General features: G+C 69.3%; 27 protein-coding genes. All 27 read left to right on the top strand.

The genetic code is table 11. The features are described 5' to 3' along the window. Position 1 precedes the first annotated feature (1 nt). The 27 genes from CU254_RS14765 to CU254_RS14640 all read left to right on the top strand — a co-directional run bounded on the left by CU254_RS14765 (position 2) and on the right by CU254_RS14640 (position 20,636). On the top strand, positions 2-421 hold the full coding sequence (locus CU254_RS14765; RefSeq protein ID WP_009076958.1) for a DUF6221 family protein: 420 nt from the start codon (positions 2-4) through the stop codon (positions 419-421). 395 nt (positions 422-816) lie between these two features. Then, complete coding sequence (locus CU254_RS14760) at positions 817-1,026, top strand: hypothetical protein (RefSeq protein WP_009076956.1); 210 nt, start codon at positions 817-819, stop codon at positions 1,024-1,026. Beyond that, complete coding sequence (locus CU254_RS14755; RefSeq protein WP_009076953.1) at positions 1,023-1,232, top strand: hypothetical protein; 210 nt, start codon at positions 1,023-1,025, stop codon at positions 1,230-1,232. The genes CU254_RS14760 and CU254_RS14755 overlap by 4 nt, the downstream gene beginning before the upstream one ends. Before the next feature lie 95 nt (positions 1,233-1,327). Then, positions 1,328-1,849 (top strand): hypothetical protein, encoded by a 522-nt coding sequence (locus tag CU254_RS14750; protein ID WP_158688030.1) that lies wholly within the window; start codon positions 1,328-1,330, stop codon positions 1,847-1,849. A 108-nt stretch (positions 1,850-1,957) separates the two neighbouring features. Then, the gene (locus CU254_RS14745) at positions 1,958-3,040 is read left to right on the top strand and encodes a glycosyltransferase family 4 protein (RefSeq protein WP_009076950.1); all 1,083 of its coding nucleotides are present in this window, start codon (positions 1,958-1,960) and stop codon (positions 3,038-3,040) included. Between the two features lie 56 nt (positions 3,041-3,096). Beyond that, positions 3,097-3,456 (top strand): hypothetical protein, encoded by a 360-nt coding sequence (locus CU254_RS14740; RefSeq protein WP_158688029.1) that lies wholly within the window; start codon positions 3,097-3,099, stop codon positions 3,454-3,456. A 25-nt stretch (positions 3,457-3,481) separates the two neighbouring features. Then, entirely contained in the window at positions 3,482-5,134 is a 1,653-nt protein-coding gene (locus tag CU254_RS14735; RefSeq protein ID WP_009076947.1) for a hypothetical protein, read from the top strand. Positions 5,135-5,168: 34 nt separating this feature from the next. Continuing rightward, positions 5,169-6,572, top strand: coding sequence for a phage portal protein (locus CU254_RS14730; RefSeq protein ID WP_009076945.1), 1,404 nt, complete (start codon positions 5,169-5,171; stop codon positions 6,570-6,572). 1 nt (position 6,573) lies between these two features. Next, entirely contained in the window at positions 6,574-7,473 is a 900-nt protein-coding gene (locus CU254_RS14725; RefSeq protein ID WP_009076944.1) for a hypothetical protein, read from the top strand. Between the two features lie 11 nt (positions 7,474-7,484). Continuing rightward, on the top strand, positions 7,485-7,988 hold the full coding sequence (locus CU254_RS14720; RefSeq protein WP_009076942.1) for a hypothetical protein: 504 nt from the start codon (positions 7,485-7,487) through the stop codon (positions 7,986-7,988). A gap of 97 nt (positions 7,989-8,085) precedes the next feature. Beyond that, positions 8,086-8,991: a phage major capsid protein gene (locus tag CU254_RS14715; RefSeq protein ID WP_009076941.1), complete on the top strand. Its 906-nt coding sequence runs from the start codon at positions 8,086-8,088 to the stop codon at positions 8,989-8,991. Positions 8,992-9,050: 59 nt separating this feature from the next. Then, positions 9,051-9,224 carry a hypothetical protein gene (locus CU254_RS43030; protein ID WP_158688028.1) on the top strand — a complete coding sequence of 58 codons (174 nt, stop codon included), beginning with the start codon at positions 9,051-9,053 and terminating at the stop codon, positions 9,222-9,224. Next, the gene (locus CU254_RS14710) at positions 9,224-9,595 is read left to right on the top strand and encodes a hypothetical protein (RefSeq protein ID WP_009076939.1); all 372 of its coding nucleotides are present in this window, start codon (positions 9,224-9,226) and stop codon (positions 9,593-9,595) included. The genes CU254_RS43030 and CU254_RS14710 overlap by 1 nt, the downstream gene beginning before the upstream one ends. Beyond that, complete coding sequence (locus CU254_RS14705) at positions 9,592-9,891, top strand: DUF5403 family protein (protein WP_009076936.1); 300 nt, start codon at positions 9,592-9,594, stop codon at positions 9,889-9,891. The genes CU254_RS14710 and CU254_RS14705 overlap by 4 nt, the downstream gene beginning before the upstream one ends. After that, positions 9,891-10,307: a hypothetical protein gene (locus CU254_RS14700; RefSeq protein ID WP_009076934.1), complete on the top strand. Its 417-nt coding sequence runs from the start codon at positions 9,891-9,893 to the stop codon at positions 10,305-10,307. Before CU254_RS14705 ends, CU254_RS14700 begins: the two co-directional genes overlap by 1 nt. A 47-nt stretch (positions 10,308-10,354) precedes the next feature. Further along, positions 10,355-10,948 carry a hypothetical protein gene (locus CU254_RS14695; RefSeq protein WP_009076932.1) on the top strand — a complete coding sequence of 198 codons (594 nt, stop codon included), beginning with the start codon at positions 10,355-10,357 and terminating at the stop codon, positions 10,946-10,948. 168 nt (positions 10,949-11,116) lie between these two features. Then, complete coding sequence (locus CU254_RS14690; protein WP_158688027.1) at positions 11,117-11,503, top strand: hypothetical protein; 387 nt, start codon at positions 11,117-11,119, stop codon at positions 11,501-11,503. Further along, positions 11,448-11,780 (top strand): hypothetical protein, encoded by a 333-nt coding sequence (locus CU254_RS14685; protein WP_009076929.1) that lies wholly within the window; start codon positions 11,448-11,450, stop codon positions 11,778-11,780. The genes CU254_RS14690 and CU254_RS14685 overlap by 56 nt, the downstream gene beginning before the upstream one ends. 16 nt (positions 11,781-11,796) lie before the next feature. Next, positions 11,797-14,328, top strand: coding sequence for a hypothetical protein (locus CU254_RS43025; RefSeq protein ID WP_009076927.1), 2,532 nt, complete (start codon positions 11,797-11,799; stop codon positions 14,326-14,328). Between the two features lie 10 nt (positions 14,329-14,338). Beyond that, positions 14,339-15,187, top strand: coding sequence for a hypothetical protein (locus CU254_RS14675; protein WP_037713670.1), 849 nt, complete (start codon positions 14,339-14,341; stop codon positions 15,185-15,187). Then, positions 15,187-17,799 (top strand): hypothetical protein, encoded by a 2,613-nt coding sequence (locus tag CU254_RS14670; RefSeq protein ID WP_037713668.1) that lies wholly within the window; start codon positions 15,187-15,189, stop codon positions 17,797-17,799. The genes CU254_RS14675 and CU254_RS14670 overlap by 1 nt, the downstream gene beginning before the upstream one ends. A 43-nt stretch (positions 17,800-17,842) precedes the next feature. Beyond that, positions 17,843-18,688 (top strand): hypothetical protein, encoded by an 846-nt coding sequence (locus tag CU254_RS14665; protein WP_037713666.1) that lies wholly within the window; start codon positions 17,843-17,845, stop codon positions 18,686-18,688. Positions 18,689-18,696: 8 nt separating this feature from the next. Continuing rightward, positions 18,697-18,924, top strand: coding sequence for a hypothetical protein (locus CU254_RS14660; RefSeq protein WP_009076921.1), 228 nt, complete (start codon positions 18,697-18,699; stop codon positions 18,922-18,924). Continuing rightward, positions 18,921-19,223 (top strand): hypothetical protein, encoded by a 303-nt coding sequence (locus CU254_RS14655; protein ID WP_009076918.1) that lies wholly within the window; start codon positions 18,921-18,923, stop codon positions 19,221-19,223. The genes CU254_RS14660 and CU254_RS14655 overlap by 4 nt, the downstream gene beginning before the upstream one ends. A gap of 46 nt (positions 19,224-19,269) precedes the next feature. Then, positions 19,270-19,506, top strand: a complete 237-nt coding sequence (locus CU254_RS14650; RefSeq protein ID WP_009076917.1) for a hypothetical protein — start codon at positions 19,270-19,272, stop codon at positions 19,504-19,506. A gap of 3 nt (positions 19,507-19,509) precedes the next feature. Then, positions 19,510-20,394, top strand: coding sequence for a glycoside hydrolase domain-containing protein (locus CU254_RS14645; protein WP_009076915.1), 885 nt, complete (start codon positions 19,510-19,512; stop codon positions 20,392-20,394). Further along, positions 20,382-20,636, top strand: a complete 255-nt coding sequence (locus CU254_RS14640; RefSeq protein WP_037713663.1) for a hypothetical protein — start codon at positions 20,382-20,384, stop codon at positions 20,634-20,636. The genes CU254_RS14645 and CU254_RS14640 overlap by 13 nt, the downstream gene beginning before the upstream one ends. Positions 20,637-20,684 lie beyond the last annotated feature (48 nt).

Raw genomic sequence — 20,684 nt, 5'->3', positions numbered from 1 at the left:
TGTGGACCACGACCCCCAGATCACGTTCCTGCGTGCACGGATCGCCGAAGCCGAGCAGCGTGCTCGCGCCTGCGGCCCGGTTCCGTGGGTCGACACCGTGCCCTGCGCGGTCCATGTCGACCCGGCAGCGATCCGGGACAACAAGCTGGCCTACGGTCATCTCGGCTACGTCGCGGGGACGCACCGGGGCGAACTCGGCGACGCCTACCGCGCGCACATCGCACACTTCAGCCCGAAGCGGATGCTCGACGAGATCAACGCCAAACGGCAGATCATCGAGCACTGCGTCGAGACCATCGCGTCGCTCGACCCCGGCGAACCGGCGGACCGTGCATCGATCACGGACCTGACCGTTCCGCTGCGCCTGCTCGCCCTTCCAGACGCCGATCACCCGGACTACCGCGAGGAGTGGCGACTGTGATCGCGATTGTCCTGTCGATCGTTGTTGTTCTGCTGGTAGTGGCGATTTTCGGGTTCTATCTCGTCATCCCGTGGATGAACTGGAACGACATGGAGCGACGAGCAGGGTTGCGGAAGCCGCGACGACGCGATCGAAAACCCAGTTAGGCCAGCTTGACAGGCCCCTGTCGATCATGCGATGTTTCAAGACGTCGCCGAGCTATGCCCTCGGCAGACCCTGAACCACCAGGAACCCCACCGCACACCCCCTCGGCGGTGGGGTTCCGTCGTATCCCCGGCAGGTGCCGGACAGAGCCCGGTACAGCCCTCGGTCACAGCACCGTCCACGGGCACGACGCGGAGGGCACCCATCGACTCCACTTAATCGAATACGCACTGCGGAAAGGCGGCACCCTCATGCCCTCATCGCGCGCCTCCATCGACTTCGGCCGCCCCGCCACCCTCGACGAACTCATCGCCGCCCTGCAGCAGCTGCGCGCCAAGGCGGGAGGCCATGCCGAGCCCCGCTTCACCAGCGCGATCGAGTTCGACACCAACGGCCCCCGCGTCACCGGCGTCAACGTCGAGGTCCCCGACAGCGGGCCGGTGATCGAGGCACCGCAGTGAAGCGCCACACCGTCCGCGAGCGGGACGGCCGCTGGATCACAACACGCCAGGGCTACGGCTTCCGCACAGCACCGGTCGTCACCGTGCACAGCAGCTGGCGCAACGCCATCCGCGCCACCGAACCACGCCCCGGCGACGGCAACACCTACATCGAGTCACGCTCGCAACCCGACCTCACCTACCGCATCGGCGACGACGAGTGGTGACCATGCAGCACATCCACGCCTTCACCCGTCCCCGCTGGAACGGCATGGGCTACACGCACCACTGCCGATGCGGCACACCACGACCGGAGGAACCCGTGTCTTACCCCGTGTCATACCGCGACAACGACTTCGTCCGCTTCGCGCTGATCATGCTTCGCCGCGCCGGTGGAGAGATCCGCCTCAGCGACACCGAGATAGTCGACGCGACCATGGTGGAAGACGGCTACCTCGTCGAGGCGCACCGCGACGAACAGTCCTTCGAGACAGTCCTGCGAATGAGGAAGAAGCCCGCCGAGGAGTGCGGCCGATGCCGAGGCGAACGCGACGAGCACACGCCAGCGACCGAACGCAACGCCCGCAACTGGCCGCGCTGCGCGAACTGTGCAGCGCGCGACCGAGCCGAAGACGACGAGGCTGACCGACGCCTACGTACACAGCACAACGGCCGCTGCGGTGCGCTCGGCCCAGACCTAGGCGGTGATGCTCGGATGCTCTGCTACCTCCGCGGCGGACACCTCGGCATGCACGAGACCCAGGACGGCATCTCGTTCACCAACGGCGGCATGGTCCATCTCAACTCGACCGCGACTACGCACAGCGACGAAACGCGGCGATGATCAACCCCAGGGGGCGTTACCTACCCCACCCCATTGCCTGGTCCAACGGAGGTCATGCCGCCTCCGGGGCTGTACGGGTTTGGAACTCACGGGAGTTGGTGACTGAGCATGAGGCTTGAGGTTGGGGGCGGGTCGGTGATCGGCGTGGATGTCGAGGTCGGGCGGCGGATGCTGGTGCAGGGCGCGCGGTGGCGGGGCCTGCGGCCGGTGCGCGAGGTCGCGCGGGTGTCGGGTCGGCCGATCCGGGTGCTGGCGGTGGTGCACGGGTTCCCGCCGGGGTTGTCGGCGGGCAGCGAGCGGATGGTGGAGCATCTGCTGCGGTCGCTTCCGGCGGCCGAGTTCGAGACGGGGGTGCTGTCGTTCGGGTTGCGGGACGCGGCGGACGCTCCGGCCCGGTACGAGTACCGCGGGCTGCAGGTGCGTCGGGGGTTTATGGCTCCGTTCGCGCCGGATGTGATCGTGGCGCATCACGCGATGGCGGTGCGGGTGCTGCCGTCGCTGGCGGAGGAGTTCCCGGGCGCTGCGGTGGTGCTGGTGCACCACAACGACCGGTTCGACATCCCGGAAATGCTGGCCGCGGACCGGGATCTGGACGTGTCGAACACGGAGTGGGTGCGGGAATCGCTGGGGCTGGGCGGGATCGTGGTGCACCCGCCGCTGCTGCCGGGCCTGCACGAGGTCGAAGCCACCGGGGACGCGGTCACGCTCGTGAACCTGTCGGCGGACAAGGGCGGTCACCTGTTCCACGGGCTGGCCGCGCAAATGCCGAATACCCCGTTCCTGGGCGTCGAGGGCGCGCACGGCGAGCAGCTGCCGTCGCCGGGCATGCCGAACGTGGTGCGGATCCCGACCGTGCAGGACATGCGCGAGGTGTGGAAGCGGACGCGGGTGCTGCTGGTCCCGAGCGCGTACGAGTCGTACGGGATGGTCGCGGCCGAGGCGTGCGTGAACGGCATCCCGGTGATCGCGGCATCGACGCCCGGACTGCGCGAGTGCCTGGGCGACGCGGGGATCTTCCTCGACCGGCGGTATCCGGAGGTGTGGGCGGACGTGCTGCATCTGCTGCTCACCGACGAGGACGCGTACCGGGAGCGGTCGGAGCGGGTGCGGCTGCGGGGTGCCGAGCTGGCCGTGCAGACCACTGTGGAAGCTGGCGTGTTCGCCGAGGCGCTGCGGAAGCTGGTGACGTGATGCGGGGCCCTGTGCCGAAGCGGAGCGACCAGCGGCGCCGGAGGAACAAACCGGAGGTGCCGATCGAGTCGCTGTCCGGCGGCGAGCCCGCGGAGTGGGGCGAACCGCTCGACGCGTGGCATCCGCTCGCCGCGGAGGTGTACCGGTCGGTCGCGGCGTCGCCGGTGGCGAAGTGGATGACCGCGACGGACGTCGCGTACGCGAAAGTCGTCTGCCAGGTCCTCACCGACCAGCTCAACCGGGACGGCGGGGCGGTCGCGAACGCGCTGTCCCCGATTTTCTCGGCGCTGAACGACCTTCTGATGACCGAAGGGGCGCGGCGGCGGCTGCGGATCGAACTCGCACGCGACGACGACGGCGACGAGGCCGAGGTGTTCGACATCGAGGCCGTGGTGAACCAAATGAACGCGGGGTAGGTCCCCGCCCAGTGCGGGAGGCTGGATGCTGCCCCCAGGAGCCACCCGGAAACCCGGGTCGACCGGGTACACGTGGGTGAAGAAGGCGGACGGCGGGTGGCTGCTGCCGAGGGACCTCGGCTATTCCGAGGCGGTCGGGCTGTCGGCGTTGAAGTTCGCGCACGAGGACCTGGTGCTCGACGGGAAGCCGATGCGGCTTTCGCCTGAGCAGATCCGGCAGATCCTGTGGACCTGCGCGGTCGACCCCGTGACCCTCAGGTTCGTCTACCCGGTGTCGGTGCTGGTGCGGATCAAGGGCGCGGGCAAGGACTTGATCCAGGCCGTGCTGTCGCTGCACGAACTCGTCGGCCTGTGCCGTCCGGCGCGGCTCAAGGATGGCCGGGTCGGGGTCACACGGCAGCCGAACCCCTGGGTCATCGTCACCTCCACGAGCTTGGAGGCGACCGCGACGACGACGAAGTACTTCAAGGAGATCACCCCGGAATCGACGGTCGAAAAGTACGGCATCGACATCAAAAAGGAGATCACCTACACCGTGGCAGGTGGCCGGCTGGAGGCGGTGACCGCGCAGCCGCGGCGGATCGAGGGCAACCGGCCGACGTTCATTTCCGGTTCCGAGCTGGGTCTGTGGGTCCCTTCGCAGGGCGGCCCGGAACTGTTGGAGGCCGCGGAGGGCGGCGCGTCGAAGATCCCGAACACGCGGCTGGTGGGCAGCTCGAACGCCTACGCATCCGGCCAGGGCAGCGCGCTGGAGCTGATCCACAAGGACTACGAGGCACAGGAAGAGGGCCGCGCGCCCGCCGAAGCGCTGCGGATCAACTACGACCAGCTCGGCGCACCGTTCGCGGACCCGTCCGATGTGGAATCGCTGCGCGCCGGGATCGAGCACGCCCGCGGCGACGCGGTGTGGCTCGACGTGGACCGGAAACTCGCCGTGTCGGTGTCCAAACGCACCAGCATCGCGCGGACGATGCGGTTCGAGCTGTGCGTGAACTCCGCGGCCGACGACGCCCTCTACGACGAGGTGCAGATCAAGGCATGCGAGGACGAAACGCTCCGGCTGGAGCCGCGCGACAGGGTAGCGCTCGGGTCGGACTTTTCCCTGAGCGACGACGCTTCGGGTCTGGTGGCGATGCGGATCCGGGACCGGGCGGTGTTCCGTCTCGCGCTCGCCGAACGGCCGCTGAAAGTGCGGCCGGAGGACTGGGAAGTCGACATGGGCATCTTCGACCTCGCGATCGAGAAGGCGTTCTCGGAGCTGCGGGTGGTGGCGTGGTTCTCCGACGTGAACCCGGTGCAGGGGCACGTCGAGAAGTGGACGAAGGAGTACGGCCGGAAGCTCCGGGTCGGTTTCACGAAGGACAGCGTCATCGGCGCAGACATGCGCGGGTCGCAACGTCGGTTCACGCTCGCGCACGAGTCGCTGCAGGCCGGGATTGAAAACGCCGAGGTGCGTCTCGACGGCGACACCGCGATGAAGCGGCACTTCCTGAACGCCTTCGGCCGGCCGAACCGGTACGGCATGAGCTTCGGGAAACGGACCCGGGACTCGCCGGACAAGGTCGACCTGTACGCGGCGACGCTGCTCGCGGACATGGCGCGCACCGAGTTCCTGCGTGCCACGCCGCCGGCGGCGAAGACGCGGCGGAGGCGCAGCACCTACTCTGGGAAGCGGTAAATGGCCCGGGTGGCCCTGATGTCAAGGGGCCAGGATGTCACGGGACACGCTCGAAAACGTTCTCGCGGTGAACGAGCAGAAAACCGCCAAATACCAGGCGTACGCGCGCGCGGAGCAGACGTGGCGGAACACGTCGCCGATGATCCCGCCGGAGCACCGGATCTCGTTCTACACGCCGCAGCCGTGGGTTCGCCTGGCCTGCGGCGTGATCGAGGAGCGCATAACTCTGGACGCGGTGACCGCGTTCGGCAAGGACGGCACTGAGGACGAGAAGGCGACCGCGTACCTGCGTGGCGTGCTGAAGGCCAACGGCGGCGACGAGTTCGTGTCGAGCGTGCACATCGAGGCGCTGGAGACCGGACGCAGCTACGTCGTCCCCTCGTCGTCCGAGCGGGTCGACGGGTACCCGGTGCTGCAGATGATCGGTGCTGCGGACATGGTGCACGCGATCAATCCGCTGACGGGCGAGATCGCCGAGGCGCTGCAGGTGTACGGGGCCCAGCGCGAGAAGCGGGCCTACTACACGCCCGGCAACGCCCAGTACCTGAAGAAGGTGAACGGCCAGTGGATCGCCGACCGGGAACCGGTGACGTGGCCGGGGATGCCGGTGTTCGACTTCCTCTGCCGCCGCAAGGCGAACGACCCGTTCGGGCGGCCGGAGGCGAAGGACATTTTCAAGCTGCAGGACGCAGGAACCCGGGTGACTTCGGACCTGGTGTGGACCTCGTCGTCGATGGCCGCGCCCCAGCGCGTCATCTCCGGCACCACGCTGGAGGATTTCGCGCCGCCGAAGCTCGACCCGGAGACCGGCGAACCGATCCAGCAGGAAGACGACCTCACCGGCGAGATGGTCGACGTCCCGGACATCGCGAACGCGCCGGACCCGGACGCGCTCTACACGTCCCGGATGCTGCTGCTCGGCGACGCCGCGGCGAAGATCGCCGAGTTCCAGGCGGCGAACCTGCAGAACTTCACCACCGGCATGAACATGCTTACCCGCAACGCGTCGGCGCTGTCCGGCATCCCGGTGTCGGTGTTCGCGGTTGCCTCCGACGCCAACCCGGCGTCCGGCGACTCGCAGCGCGAGGACAACGGCCGCCTGATCACCCGCTCGGAGCGGTTGCGGCAGGGTTTCCAGCCGCGGTGGATCGCACTGTTCGAGTACCTGGCCGCGCGCGCCGGGTTCACGGTCACGGTGCGGCTGCGGTGGCGGGATGCGTCGCTGCCGAACACCGCGGCCGCCGCCGACGCCGCGGTGAAGCTGGCACCGGTGCAGGTCGACGGGAAACCGTTGCTGACGCTGAACTTCCTGCGCCGCCTGCTCGGATTGACGCAAGACGACATCGACGAGATGGACGACGAGACCGAGCTGCGCGGCATCACCGGCATGGTGAACGACGCGGTCAACGAAGCGCAGCGCAACAACCCGGCGGCCTGATGTGGCGCGGCGACTCGACGACACCTACCGGGCGCAGGCGACGCTGACGCGGCGCTTGGTGGACGCGATCGTTCCCATCCTGGTGCCGTTCATCGGCTCCACCGCCCCGGCCAAAGCGTTGGCGCAGCTGCTGTTCCCCGAAGTCGTGAAGTCTCGGCGGCTGCACCAGGCGCTGGCCGTCGACGACTACCGGAAGCTGCGGCGCGACGCCGGGATCACCGGGGAACCGCCGGCGGCGTCGATCCGCGACTACACGCCCGACGCGCTCGTGACGGTGATCGAGGACGTCCGCGCCGACGAAGACCCGGTCACGCAGGAACACGTCGAGCAGATCATCGGGCGCGCGGACCAGCACGCCCGCAACGCGCATCGGAATCAGACCAGGGCCTCGACGTTCGCCGACAACCAGGCCATCGGGTGGGCGCGTGTCGACCCGGAACCGCCCACCTGCCCGCTGTGCCGACTGACCATCTCGCGCGGACCGGTGTACAAGACGGCGGAAACCGCGCAGGAGAAGGACATCTTCCACCCGGGCTGCACCTGCATCGTGGTGCCCGCGTTCAAAGGGCAGCGCACCAGCTATCCGGGCAGTGAGCACGCTGCCGCCGAGCTGGAGCGGTACAAGACGCTCACGAAGGGCCTGTCGGGGAAGGCGGCAATGCGCGCCTACACGCGCGGCGTGCGCGAACTCAACGGCGAAGTGAAGCCCCGAACATCGGCCCCGCCGGACGGCGAACAGCGTGCCGCGCAGGTCCGCGCGCAGGCCGAGAACAACCGCAAAGCCGTCGAGGCCCGGATCCGGACCCTCGAAGGGATGAACCCCAAGTCCGCCAGCGCGAAAGCCTACGTGGCCAAGCAGCTGGAGGTTGACCGCAAGAAGCTCGCCGAGCTGGATGCCTGAAGGAGAAACCCGTGCCCGACCGCGACAACGAGATCGACCTGAGCACGCTGGAGGAACCGGTCCGCGCCTACATCAAGGAGCTTCGCGGGGAGAACGCGAAGCACCGCGCGGCGAAGAACACGGTTGCCGCCGAGCGCGACGAACTGGCCAAGAAGTACGAGGAAGCCGGGCAGCTGCTGCAGTCCGCGAACGAGCGGCTGACCCAGTTCGACGCGTTCAAGGAGAAGGCGACGAAGCTGGACGCGCTCACCGACGACCACGAAAAGCTGCTCACGGAGAACTCCGTGCTCGGCGACAAACTGACGCGGCTCGAAGCGGCTGCGAAATTCGGAATCGCCGACGAAGCGGACCGGATCAAGGGAACTACCAAGGAAGAGCTGGAGAAGGACGCTGAGGCGTTGGCCAAGCGGCTCGGCGGACGAGGGTTGCCGATGAACCCGGCGGCCGGTTTCACCCCGCCGCCGCCGAACGAGGACCCGCTCGTGCAGGCGTTGCGCGACGCGGTCGGCGGCTGACGCGCTATTCTTTCCGCAGACCACTATTCGCCCCTGCTGATCCGGGGCTCTGTGAGCCGGGTGCTCGACGATCCCCACGGATTCCGAGGAGCACCCCATGGTCACCTCTCTCGCGCAGTTCCAGCTCACCCCGCAGCAGGTTGAGCCGATCATCAAGACCGCCCGCAACTACTCGGCGATCATGCAGCTGGGCAAGCAGATCCCCATCAACGTGATGGGCGCGAAGATCCCTGTCCTCAATGGACAGACCACCGCGACGATCGTCGGCGAGAACCAGGTCAAGCCGAAGTACGACCCGCAAATCGGGTTCCAGTTCGTGCAGCGCAGCAAGTTCGCGCTGATCTCCGTCCTGTCGATGGAGGCCGCGCGGGAGGACCCGTTCGGGCTGGTGAACCTCGTCAAGGACGAGATGGGCGGCGCGTTCGCCCGCGCCATCGACGTCATGGGCATCTACGGCGGCGTGTCCGGCCAGGGCTACATCAACCAGACCTCCACGTCGGTGGAACTGGGATCGGCCGCGCAGAACGCCGGCGGCACTTACCGGGACATCGTTTCGGGTCTGGCGCTGCAGGCCGGCAAGAACCCGCCGCGGCAGACCACCGGGTACCTGTGGGACCAGAAGGCGGAGCCGACGCTGCTCGCGTCGGTGGACCTGCAGGGCCGCCCGCTGTGGGTGGACGCGTGGACCGGCGAGAACGCCGCGTTCCACGGCACCCCGGGCCGGATGCTCGGCCGCCCCGCCTACCAGGTTCCGCAGATCGCGCAGGGCGCCGACATGGGCTGGGCTGGCGACTGGTCCAAGGTGGTGTGGGGCGTGTACAAGGCCCCGAACTTCCGGGTCGTCACCGACACCGCCTACACCGACTCCACGGGAAAGCTGGTGTCGACCACCGAGCTGAACCAGATCCTGGTGATCGGCGAGTTCGAGGGCACCGCCGCGTGCACCGACCCGGACGCGTTCGTGCGGTTCACCGACGCGACCGCCCCGGTCGTCACCAGCTGACCCCGGTTGGCCCGCCCGCGAACGGGGGGCGGGCCAACCCCTGGCTTTGGAGGGTTCCCTTGCCCCGCTACACACTTCCCGGCGGTTCCACCGTCGACTGCCCGGACGACATCGGCCGCGCACTCGGCGGCACACCATCCGCTGAGTCCACAGAGGACGCCGAAACCGGCGAGCAGACGGAAGCACCACCCAAGCGCGCGACGCGCACGCGGTCCAAGCCGAAGGAGGAATGATGGTCGACGCGGGCGACGTGCGGGAGCGGGTCGGCCGCGACCTCACGCCCAGCGAGAAATCCCGTGTCGAGGCGTACATCGAGGACGCGGTCGCCGAGGCCGAACGGCTCGTGCCGGGTGTGTCCGCGGACGCGGGCCGGGCGAAGCTGTTCACCAAGGCGGTGTGCGCGGCGGTCCTGCGGGCCGCGCGTCTCCCGGACGCGCTCAACGCGCTCGTGCCGTCCGACGAGATCAGCACTACCCCGACGCCGATCAACGCGCAAGGCCAGGTGTACTTCCGGCGCGACGAACAGCGGGACCTCGGCTACAAGCCGAACCGTGCGCTCCGGCTCACGCCGAGCCCTGTCCGGACGGTCCGGAGGTACTGGTGAAGCACAAGACCCTGCCGAACCTCGAACGCGTCGTCGCGCACTCCGCGGAAGTCGAGCAGGTGCTCGGCGACGAGGCGTACGGGGTGCTGGTCGCCGCGCGCGGCAACCTCGCCCGCCACCACCGCACCGGCAAGACCCGCGTCACCCAGACCAAGGGACGCGTCGACCACTACGTGAACCTCGACGCCGGTTCGCTCGAAGCGAGCCTCAGCATCGAGGAAGGGCATGTGAACGCCCGCACCGGCGAATGGGTCGAGGGGCTGCACATTCTCCGCGACGCGCTGCGGGGTGCCTGATGCCGACGCATCTGAACCCGGTCGACGTGGTCGTCGCGTTGCTCGACGCGTCCGGTGTGGACGCTTCGGACCGCTACGACAGCACCGCGATGTCCGTCCCCGCCGGCCGCGTCATCGTGGCGGAGGCCCCGGGCCGGGTGCCGCATCCGGCGTACGCGTCGCGGTGCACGCTCAAACTCACCGGCTGGCACGTCGAGGGCTGGCGGGCCGCGCGGGCCCTGCTGTACACGGCGATCGGGATCCTCGACACCGCCCGCGACACGGCCGCGACCACCGCGGCGGGCGGCGGTATCCACAAGTTCACGGTCACGTCGTCGCCGGCCCGCGCCGACGTGGCGAACATGGCGTCCGGCAGCGGGCGCGCGACGTGCATCATGGATGCGACCTTCACGACCGCCGAGAAGTGGTCGGCGTAGCCCGGGTGGCTCTCCCCCAGTTTCCGAGTCTTGAGAGGACACCCGCGATGACGTTGCGCGACGAGGGCTACTTCATTCCGCAGAGCCTGCACGTGTACCAGGCGGCACCGGGCACGCCGCCGCCGACGCCGGAGCAGATCGCGCCCGGCGGCACGCTTCCGGCCGTGTGGAAAGAGATCGCCCACGTGGCCGACGAAACCGGCGACGGCGGAATCCAGCTGACCCGCGACGGCGGCGACCGCACCCCGAAGGGGTCGATGGCCAAGAAGACGATCCGGGTCGTCACCGCGGCGGTGGTGACCGGGTTCGAGCTGGACTTCACCCAGATCACCCGCGAAACCCTCGCGCTGTACCACGGCACCCAGGGCGGGACCGTGGACGGCGTGTTCGGCGTGGCCGACGGCGAGGACAGCAACGACACGGTCACCGCGTTCCTCGCTGTGTGGACCGACGGCGCGGTGTCACTCGGCCTGCACGCGCCCAAGAACTCGTGGGCAGCCCGGGACAACATCGACACCAGCAGCACCGAGGACGCGACCCGTGTCCCGGTCGTCGGCACGTTCATCAGCCCCGACCTCGTCGGCGGGGTGCGGCCGAAGAAGTTCAACTGGATCAGCCCGCAGCTGTTCCCGCTTTCCTGACCCCCGATCACCCCGGGCGCGCGGAGTCGTGGCCGCCGCCCGGGGCCCCACGACAACGAAAGAGGTTCCGCGATGACCGCACTCTCCGCATACCGTGCCAAAGCCGCCGAGGAACACCCCGGCGTCCCGCTGGAGTTCGACAACGGCACCTCCGTGATGCTGCGCAGCATGGTGATGCTCGACAAAGTCGAGCTGGAGCTTTTCCGGTCCCGGTTCCGGGCCTTCGGCAAGATCGACCAGGACACCGCCGACGAGTCAGCGTTCGAGGACGTGCGTTCCTCCCTGATCGACACCATCGCTGACGTCACCGACAACCCCGAGGTCGCACGCGCCGGACTCGACAACGAGTCGATCGGCGTGCTGATGGCGATCGTCAAGGACCTCGGATCGTCCTCCGAGGAGGCCGCCAAAAGCGACGGAAGTGCTGCGCTGCCTGGAACTGGAGGGACCGCTGACGGCGGACTTCCGCCGGTTTTACCAGCTGCGGCTCCTGGAAGCGGTGACGACGCTGCCGGAACAGGAACTGCTGGACTTGATCGGGTGGCTGCCTCCTGATTCCGCGTACTTCACCGTGCGGCGGGTGAAAGGCGACATCCGGAAGGCCCGCCAGGTGCTGGGCTGGAACGTGGACAGCGAGATGCTGCAGGCGATCCGGCAGGACTTGCAGGACAACACGTTCACCACCGCGCAAGTCCAGTCCCCGCGCCGGTTGCCGACACCGAAACCGGCTCCGCACCCGGTGGACAAACCGAAACGCTCCACGACGTCGGCGCTGGCAATCGGGCTGGCGGTGACACAGCAGATGAGACAGGGCCAGGTGCCCGCACCGTAACGAACGGGGCGCACCCATGGCCGTCGTTGACGTCGCATCGGTGAAGTTCACGCCGGACCTGTCGGAGTTGCGGCGTGAACTCGACGCCGAGCTGAAGAACATCAAGGCCGAGGTTGTCGTCAACGTCCGCGCCGACACCAAACGCGGCATCGCGGAGATCGAAGCGTTCCTCCGCCGCGAGTCCGGCAAAACGATCCAGGCGAAGGTCGACGTCGACACCACGGGCGCGCTCGCCCAGATGAAAGCGTTCAGCATCGCCGCGGGGAAACTCGCGACGGTCAGCCCGAAATTCGGGCTGGAGAAGACGCTCGGCGCGGCCCAGGCTCTCGGCCCGGTGATGGCGAAGATCGGCGCAGCCGCGCTCGCGTCGGCAGCGTCGTCGGCGCTGATTCAGCCGGCACTCGCGGGTGCGGCGGGCGCGGCCGCGTTGATCCCGGCCGCGTTGATCGGCGGAATCGGGGCGATGGCCGCGATCAAGCTTGGCGCGGACGGGGCGAAGAAAGCGTTCGAGGGCCTCAAACCGACGATCGACACTCTCAAGTCGCAGGTCGGCGCGTCGTTCCAAAGCTCGCTCGCCCCCGCGGTCGACAACCTGAAGAAAGCGTTGCCGCAGCTGCACGTCGGGCTGCAGGCGATCGCGACCGCGATGGGCGGCGTCGCGACCAAAGCCACGCAGGTGCTGGCGTTCGGGCCGAACGCGGCGAAGGTCAACGGGATCTTCGTCGAGATGTCGAAGGTGATCCAAAACGTCGGCAACGCGGTGAAACCCGTGCTGCAGGGGTTCATCAACATCGGCGCGATCGCCGCGCCGATGCTGTCCCAGCTCACCACCGGCATCGGCGCGACGGCGCAGAAATTCAGCGCATGGACCGCGAGCGCCCAAGGCGCGGCCACCATCAAGAACGTCATCACCGGCATGGCGGACGCGTTCCGTCAGGTCGGCGCGATCCTCGTCCAGGTCGGCGGGATCGCGCAGGCCGTGTTCACGGGCATGAGCCAGGGCGGCGCCGGTCTCGGAGCGGTCGTTCTGCCGCTGCTGGCGAACATCAACGCGGCGCTGTCCTCGACGGCCGGGCAGGCGGCGCTGGGCGCGCTCGGTGCGGCGTTCGCGACGGTCGGGCAGGTGCTGGCGCAGACGGTCGTGCCGGTGCTGAACGCGATCCTGCCGGTGCTCCCGCAGGTGGCGGGGGCGTTCGCGTCGCTCGCGCAGGCGATGGGGCCGGTGCTGGTGTCCGCGGTGCAGGCGCTGGCTCCCGCGATCGGCCCGATCGCGGGCATCCTGAGCACGACGCTGGCGTCGGCGATCAACTCGCTGGCGCCGTTGTTCCCGCCGATCGTGTCCGCGCTGTCCGCGCTCGTGCAGGCGGCGGCGCCGCTGCTGCCGGTGCTGGTGCAGATCGCGACCGCGGCGCTCATGCCGCTGCTCGGGGCGCTCACCCCGCTGGTCCCGGTGCTGGGGCAGGTCGCGCAGGCCCTGGGGCAGGCGCTGCTCGCCGCGGTCCGGGCGCTCACGCCGATCCTGCCGGTCATCTCCTCGGCGATCACCGCGATCCTCGCCGCGGTGCAGCCGCTGATCCCCGTGATCGGCGGGTTGTTCGCGCAGGCGATCCGGCTGCTGGTGCCGATCGTGACGCAGCTGGTGCAGGCCCTCGTTCCGGTGGTGCAGGCGCTGATCCCGCCGCTGATGAGCATGGTTCCGGTGCTGAGCCAGTACATTTCGACCTTGGCGGGGTTCTGGTCTCAGCTGATCGCCGCGATCCTGCCGATCCTGCCGCCGATCACTCAGCTGATCGCGTCGCTGCTGCCGCCGCTGCTGCAGCTGTTCCAGGCCGTGATGGGCGCGATCCAGCCGCTCCTGCAGGCGTTCATCTCCCTGGTGCAGGCGATCGTCCCGATCCTGCCGCCGATCGTGCAGCTCGTCGGGGCGCTGCTGCCGCCGCTGATCCAGCTGTTCACCGCCGTCGTCGCACCGCTGATCCAGTTCGCCGGGGTCCTCATCGGCAGCGTCGTCAGCGCGATCTCGTCGGTGATCAAGTGGGTCACGGACCTGTTCTCGAGTTTCGCCAAAGCCGGCGGGGTGCTGGACACGGTGAAAGGCTGGTTCCGCGACGCGTGGGAGTTCATCAAAAGCGTGTGGTCGGGCGTCGGGAAGTTCTTCGGCGGCATCTGGGACGGCATCACCGCGGGGCTCAAAGGCGCCCTGAACTTCGCGATCAAACTGCTGAACGGGCTGATCTCGGCGGCGAACCACATCCCTTGGGTGAACATCCCCCAAATCCCGTACCTGGAGCGGGGCGGGACGGCGACCGCGGGCATGCCGCACATCGTCGGCGAGAACGGGCCGGAATTGTTCGTCCCCGGGCAGACCGGCCGTGTGGTCGACAACCGCAACACGATGGACGCCATCGGATCGGGCGGCCGGGGCGCGGACTACGGGGACCTGGTGGCCGCGTTCCGCGAGGCGATCGCGGGGATGCGGTTCTCGATCGACTCGAGCGGGCAGGCCCGGATCACGTCCGTGGGCTACGGCCAGAACCTCAACCGGTAGGGGGAAAGCGGTGCTCGAAGACCACTATTTCGGGACGCTGGCGGAAATCTCCGCGGGCACCGGGACGCTGCCGGTGGCCGACAGCTACAGCCGCCCCGCCGAGCGCGTCCAGTCGGTGTTCGCCGGCGCGACCGGCGCCAAGACGGTCAACGTCACCGGCGTGAAACGGGTCTGGGACCTCGGGTTCGACGACGCCGAACCCGAGGTCCGCCACCGCGTCGAGGGTTACTGGCTGGGGTACAAGGACAACACGTGGCTGCGGTTTTTCGAGGCGTACACGGTGAACATGCTCGACTTGCGCACGTCCACGGCGGGTGCGAGCCCGGGCGTGCGGCCGGTGTTCTCCACCCTCGGCAGCGGCCTCGGGCAGATCCTCACCGCGCCCGCGGCGGGCGTGCCGCGCCAGACCCGGCTCACCACGACCCTGACCAACGGCGCGACGGCCGCGCGCGAGGCCTCGGCCGGGTGGCCCGGCACGCTCTGCCCGGCGTTGGGCACGACGACGTTCTCCGTCTATCTGCGGGCTCCGTCCGGGGCGGCGGTGACGCTGTACTCGGCCGGCGCGGACGGGGAGGCGTTCGTCACGGGCACGCTCGGCGGCACCGACGTGCCGGCGTCGGGCGCGTGGCAGCGGGCGGCGGTCACCGTGACCCCGCCCGCGGGCACGGCCGCCCTGTACCCGGCGGTCTCCGTCCCGGCGTCCGGCCTGGTCGAGGTGGCGCACATGCAGACCGAACTCGGCCCGGAGGCGACGCCGTGGGTCGCGGGCACCGGCGCGCGCGTCGTGGTCTGCGAGGTGCCCGACGACGTGACGCTCTACCCGTACGACAACCTGACGCTGCGGCTGGCGGAGGTCTGATGCTGTCCACGGGCGACACGGCGAAAGACGCCGCCCTCGCGGACGCGTTGGCGTCGCGGCTGGGGGAGACCTACGCGCGGGTGATGATCGACTGGGCCAAGGACGGCAGCTACGGCTCCCGGTACGCGGACCTGTCCACCGCGGTCGCCGAGGTGTCGGTGGACCGGTCGTTCAACTCGAACCTCCCGGACGGCGTGAACGCGGTCGCCGGGTTCGCCTCCGCGCGGATGGACCTGACCCTCGGCGGAAACCAGGACCGCGGCACGTCGGTGCGGCGGCTGTTCGACCCCTACGACCCGCTGTCGCCGACCGCGAGCACGACCCTGGTCGGCACTCCGATCACGCTGGAGTGGGTGACCCGGACCGCGCTGGGGGACGCGGCGCTGCCCGGGTTCACCGGGCATGTCCAGTCCTACTCCTACCGCCGGGTCGACGGGACCGTGTCGCTGGTGTGCGTGGACAACTGGGTCGAGACCGGCGCATCGGTCACCCTCCCGCGCTGGGCCGTGGCCTCGACGTCCCCGACCTCGGCCTACGGCAACGGCCCGGACTGGAGCGGCGCGGAGAACCCGATCTCCGGCAAGTGGGTGCTGCACGAGGTGCTGCGCCAGCTCGGGGCGCCGATGCTGCGGGTCCCGCGCCCGGACGCGGTGTCGTACCAGTCGATGATCGGGTCCCCGCTCCCGAGCTACGGCCTGGGCCGGGTCGACAACTGGTATCAGCTCCGCTCGAACATCAGCACCCAGCCCTGGCAGTACGGGTCGACCGGGGTCCCGGCGCTGGAGGAGTTCGGCGGGAACACCGCGGCCTACGGGCAGGAACGGCTCCCGGTCGACAAGATGGTGCGCACCGCGTCGGTGAACCTGCACACCGCGAACCGGCAGGTGTTCCTCCCGCAGAACGCCGGGGACCCGGCGCAGGAGATCGGGTTCGTGGCGAACTGGTACCGCGCCAACGCCGCGGGCGCGGACCCGGTCTGGCGCCACCGGTTCTACCTGGAGGATTTCCGGCTGGGCGAGCAGCCCTACGTCTCGGCAACGGTCTACGAGGACCCGGTTTACCAGTGCGCGCAGATCGCGATCGCGGGGTACACGGACGGCACGATCCAGGTCTACGTCCGCGAGAACTGGGCATCGGGCTATCAGCGTTCCTGGACCTGGACCACCCCGACCTCGACCGCGATGCCGGTCAACATCAGCGATCTGGGCCGCCCGCACGAGATCTGGGTGAAGGTCCGGTTCGCGGCCGGGGGCGTGATCCCGGAGGTGCGGTTCAACGGCGTCGTCCAGGCGCTCACGCCGGGTTCGGGGAACTCGCCCTCGGACCAGGGCGTCCGGTACCGGGACGTGCCGACCGCGGACATCAACAACGCGACCAACGGCGGACCCCCGCGCAAGAAGCGCGGCAACGTGGTGCAAACCGACCTGGCGTCGGACAACGCGACCGAATTCCCGTACCTGTTCGCGGCCGAATGGTTCGCGCCCGCGGCCGGGGTCACGGCCGGTTATCAGGCGAAGCCCGCGTTCCCGGTGCAGGCCAACGGAAAACCGTACTGCCGGTACCTGACCCAGTATTACGACTACCACGCGGACGGGTGGCTGCACTATCTGCCGGAGGTCTCCGGCCGGGAAGGCTGGGAAGTCCTCAAGAACTACGTCGAGGGCATCCGCGGCCTGATGTGGAAGGACGAGCACGGGGCCCTCAACATCGGGGACGCGACCCTGGGGCAGCTGCCCGCGATCCGCCCCGGTGCCCAGACCGAAGACCTCACCCTGGACTCGTTCGCGGACATCACGGTCAACCCGAGTTCCGACAACCGCCGGAACAAGGTCATCGTCAACGGCGCGTTCCGCGGTTCCGGTTTCAACTGGGTGTACCGGCAGCAGAGCGCGCGGGACAAGTACACGCCCGCGAACACGGCCCTGAACGCGACGCTGTCGCTCCCGGCCGAAGCCGTCATGGTGAACTCGCGGATCGCCGCGGACACGCCGCCCGCGAACGAGCAGGACATCGACATCATGACCGGGCACTGCTCCGCGGTGAACACCTACGATTTCACCGCGGACAACACCCAGTTCCAGGTGGACTCTCAGGTCACCGACGATCCGCGGTTCTTCAAAATCCTCTGGGCCAACCTGCAGAACTCCAACGACAACTACACGGGTTCCTACCCGGGCGGGAACCAAGGATATTTCCTGGTGTCGGGCCGCGTGCTCTCCGAAGCGCAGCCCATTCAGGGCGTCCAGTCCGATGCGGCGTCGATCGCCGAGATCGGCGCTCGGGTCCTGTCGCTGGACACCACCGACTGGATCCAGAACGCGCTGGCCGCCAACGCGATCGCCAAGGCGCTGCTCGGCGCACTGTCCGCCCCGGCGCCGATCGTGGACGACCTCGAAGTCCCCGCGAACCCGCGGCGGCAGGTGTTCGACGTGGTCCGGCTCGCCACCCAGCGCGACAACGAACCCGGCGCCGAATTGTTCGCGCAGGTGCTGTCGAAAACGACGCGATGGTCCGCGAGCGAGTACACCGACACGCTGAAACTGCGGGCGCTCGGCACGCCGGGAGCCGGGGTGTGGGACGCCGCGGTGTGGGATTCTGACCAGTGGAGCTGACGGTGAGCCAGGTGCTCGGCAACGAGACTACGTGGAGGCGCCAGTGACGCTCACCAACCCGCCCGCCATGCCCGTGCCGGGAAGCCAGATCACCGTCAACGGCGTCGGTTCCGTGCCCGCGTTCGGGAAACCGGTGGTCGACTCCCTCGCCGAACTCGACGCCCGCACCTCCGACCCCGCGACCGGAAACAGCGCGCTCGGCGTCCGCGTGACCGCGGCGGAATCCGGAAAGGTCCCGACCGCCCGGACCGTCACCGGGGCGAACGGGCTGCAAGGCGGCGGGGACCTCTCCGCCGACCGGGCGATCAGCCCGCTCTACGGGACCGACGCCGGCACCGTCGCCGAAGGAAACGACGCCCGGATCACGATCACCCAGGACGCGACCAAGGGCAACAACGCCCTCCACACCCGGGTCGCCGCCCTCGAAAACGGCAAGCCCGACGCCTACGCCACCCGGGTCGTGCTCGCCGCGGACCAGGCCAACACCGCCAACGCCGGCTACTACAAAGTCGCGTGGCCGGACCCGGAGCGGAACACCGGCTTCGCCTGGAACCCGGCCAAGGACGCGTTCACCGTCCCGGCGACAGGCTGGTACAGCATGGGCCTGTCCATGCGGTTCGACGGCACGGCCGCGCCCGCGGCGGCCAACAGCGAACGCGCGGCGTGGGTGTCGCTCGCCTCGGACCCGAACGCGGCCCGGCTGGTGTGGGCCTCGAACACCGGCATCCCGCGGCCGGGCGAGTGGCCGAAAACGAGCGACGCGCAGCCGGTCTACCTGACCGCGGGCACCGAGCTGAGCGTGTGGACCTACCAGAACTCCGGCGGGGACCTGAACCTCAAATCCTTCGCCGCGGCCTGCGCGCTCAACGTCGTGTACCTCGGAAACTGAGCGATCCCGTGACATCGGCACTCGCGACCGTCTCGCCGAAACTGTTCGCCTACTGGGCCACCGGCGCAGGCGCCAAGAAGTGGATGTTCTCCCCGCACCCGTGGACGGCGCTGCGGGACGCGCTGATCAAAGCCGGGGTGCCCGCACGCGAAGCACCCGGTTTGGCGACCAGCATCATGCGGTCCACCCCGCAGGGCAGAGCGCTGTTCAAGGCTCACCACGGCGGGACACGGTGACCGCGTGGCGGGCCGCGCCGCTGCCGCCGGACTGGGCCGAGCGGCGCGCGGCCTGTCTCGAACGCGACGAATACCGCTGCCGCCATACTTATTCCGACGGCACCCGGTGTGCCGAAACCACGCGGCTCGAGGCCGACCACATCGGCGATCGCGACGACCACCGCATCGAGATGCTGCGCACCAAATGCACGTGGCACCACCGCCGCCGCACCGCCGCCCAAGGCGGCCAGGCCGCCGCCGCGAAACGCCGCCGCCGGTCACGCCACCAGCACCCCGCCGACCGACACCGGGGAACGTGACCATGACCACGACCATGACTGTCCACTGTGCACGGAAGGAGGACCGATGGCCCAGCCCGGCGACGTCGTCATCACCACGCGAGAACTGTACGACGAAGTACGCGCCGTCCACGACGAGGTGAAAGGCGTCCGCAACGAGCTGAAACACACCGTCGGGCCGACGCTGAGCGACCACGAGGCCAGAATCCGCGCGCTCGAACGGAAAGTGTGGGCCGCCGCCGGCGCCGCCGCGGTCCTCGGCGGCGGAGTCGTCCAAGGCCTGCACTCGATCCTGGGAGGCTGACCCATGGCCACCGTGCTCGACTACTCCTCCGGCCGCCCCAGCGGTGCGGCCGTGGCCGACGCCGGCCACGCCGGCGTCGTCCGCTACATCGGCACCCCCGGCCGGACGAAGAACCTCACCCCCGCCGAGTACGCGGACATGGCCCGCAACGGCGTCGGGGTCGCGCTCGTCTACGAGAATCACGCAGGCGACGCCGCGGGCGGCTGCCCGGCCGGGGCGGCCGCCGCGCGCGCCGCCCGAGCCGACGCCGACGCCTGCGGGTTCCCCGCCGACCGGCCGATCTACTTCGCGATCGACTCCGACCAGGTCACCCCCGGCCAGTTCGCCGCGGTCATGGCCTACCTCGACGGCGCCGCGTCCGTCCTCGGCTACGACCGGACCGGCGTCTACGGCGAGTTCGACGTGATCGAGCAGGCCGTCGGCGAGCACGCCCGCTACGGCTGGCAGACCGCAGCCTGGTCCCGCGGCAAGCGGTCGGCGAAAGCCGCGCTCTACCAGCGGATCGGGACCGTCCGGGTGGGCGGCGTCGACTGCGACCTCAACGACGTGCTGGCCGAGGACTGGGGCCAGCACAACCACACCGCCCCGGCGGCATCCACAACGGAGGACGACATGGCAGTTGTTGCCGAACCGACGGACGACGACTTCGTTTCCGTCCCGTGCAACGGCAAACGGAACCTGTTCATCAGCACGCACTACGGCCGCCGGGTGCAGATCCTCGGCCTGTCCGGGATCTGCGACTCCGGCGCCGATCCCCAGTACAAGCCGATCCCGGCCGCGCAGTTCATCGACTCTGACAGGCCGGGAGCCATCGCGGTGCCCGACGGGGTCCGGTGCGTCAGCCTGCGGTACAAGGCCGACCACAAATTCACTGCGTGGTGCGCGTGACCGGCCAGCACGCCGACCCGATCGGCGCACCCGCCGCCTCCGAACCGGTCGCGATCGCCGAAGCCGTCCGGGGACTGCTCGTCGCGATCGTCGCCACCGGCTGGGCCGTCATCCCCGACACCACCATCAACATCATCGTGTCCGCGGCGGGCGTGCTCGGCTCGATCGCGTCCACGATCCTCGCCCGCCGCAAGGTCGTACCGCTCTCGAAACTCGACGCCCCACCTCCGCCCCGCCCGTAACCACAGGAACACGACAAGCCCCCCGCCGATCCGTCGGCGGGGGGCTTG

Source organism: Amycolatopsis sp. AA4, assembly GCF_002796545.1.
In the GTDB taxonomy this organism is placed as follows: domain Bacteria; phylum Actinomycetota; class Actinomycetes; order Mycobacteriales; family Pseudonocardiaceae; genus Amycolatopsis.
This window is presented reverse-complemented; position numbering and strand designations above follow the sequence as displayed.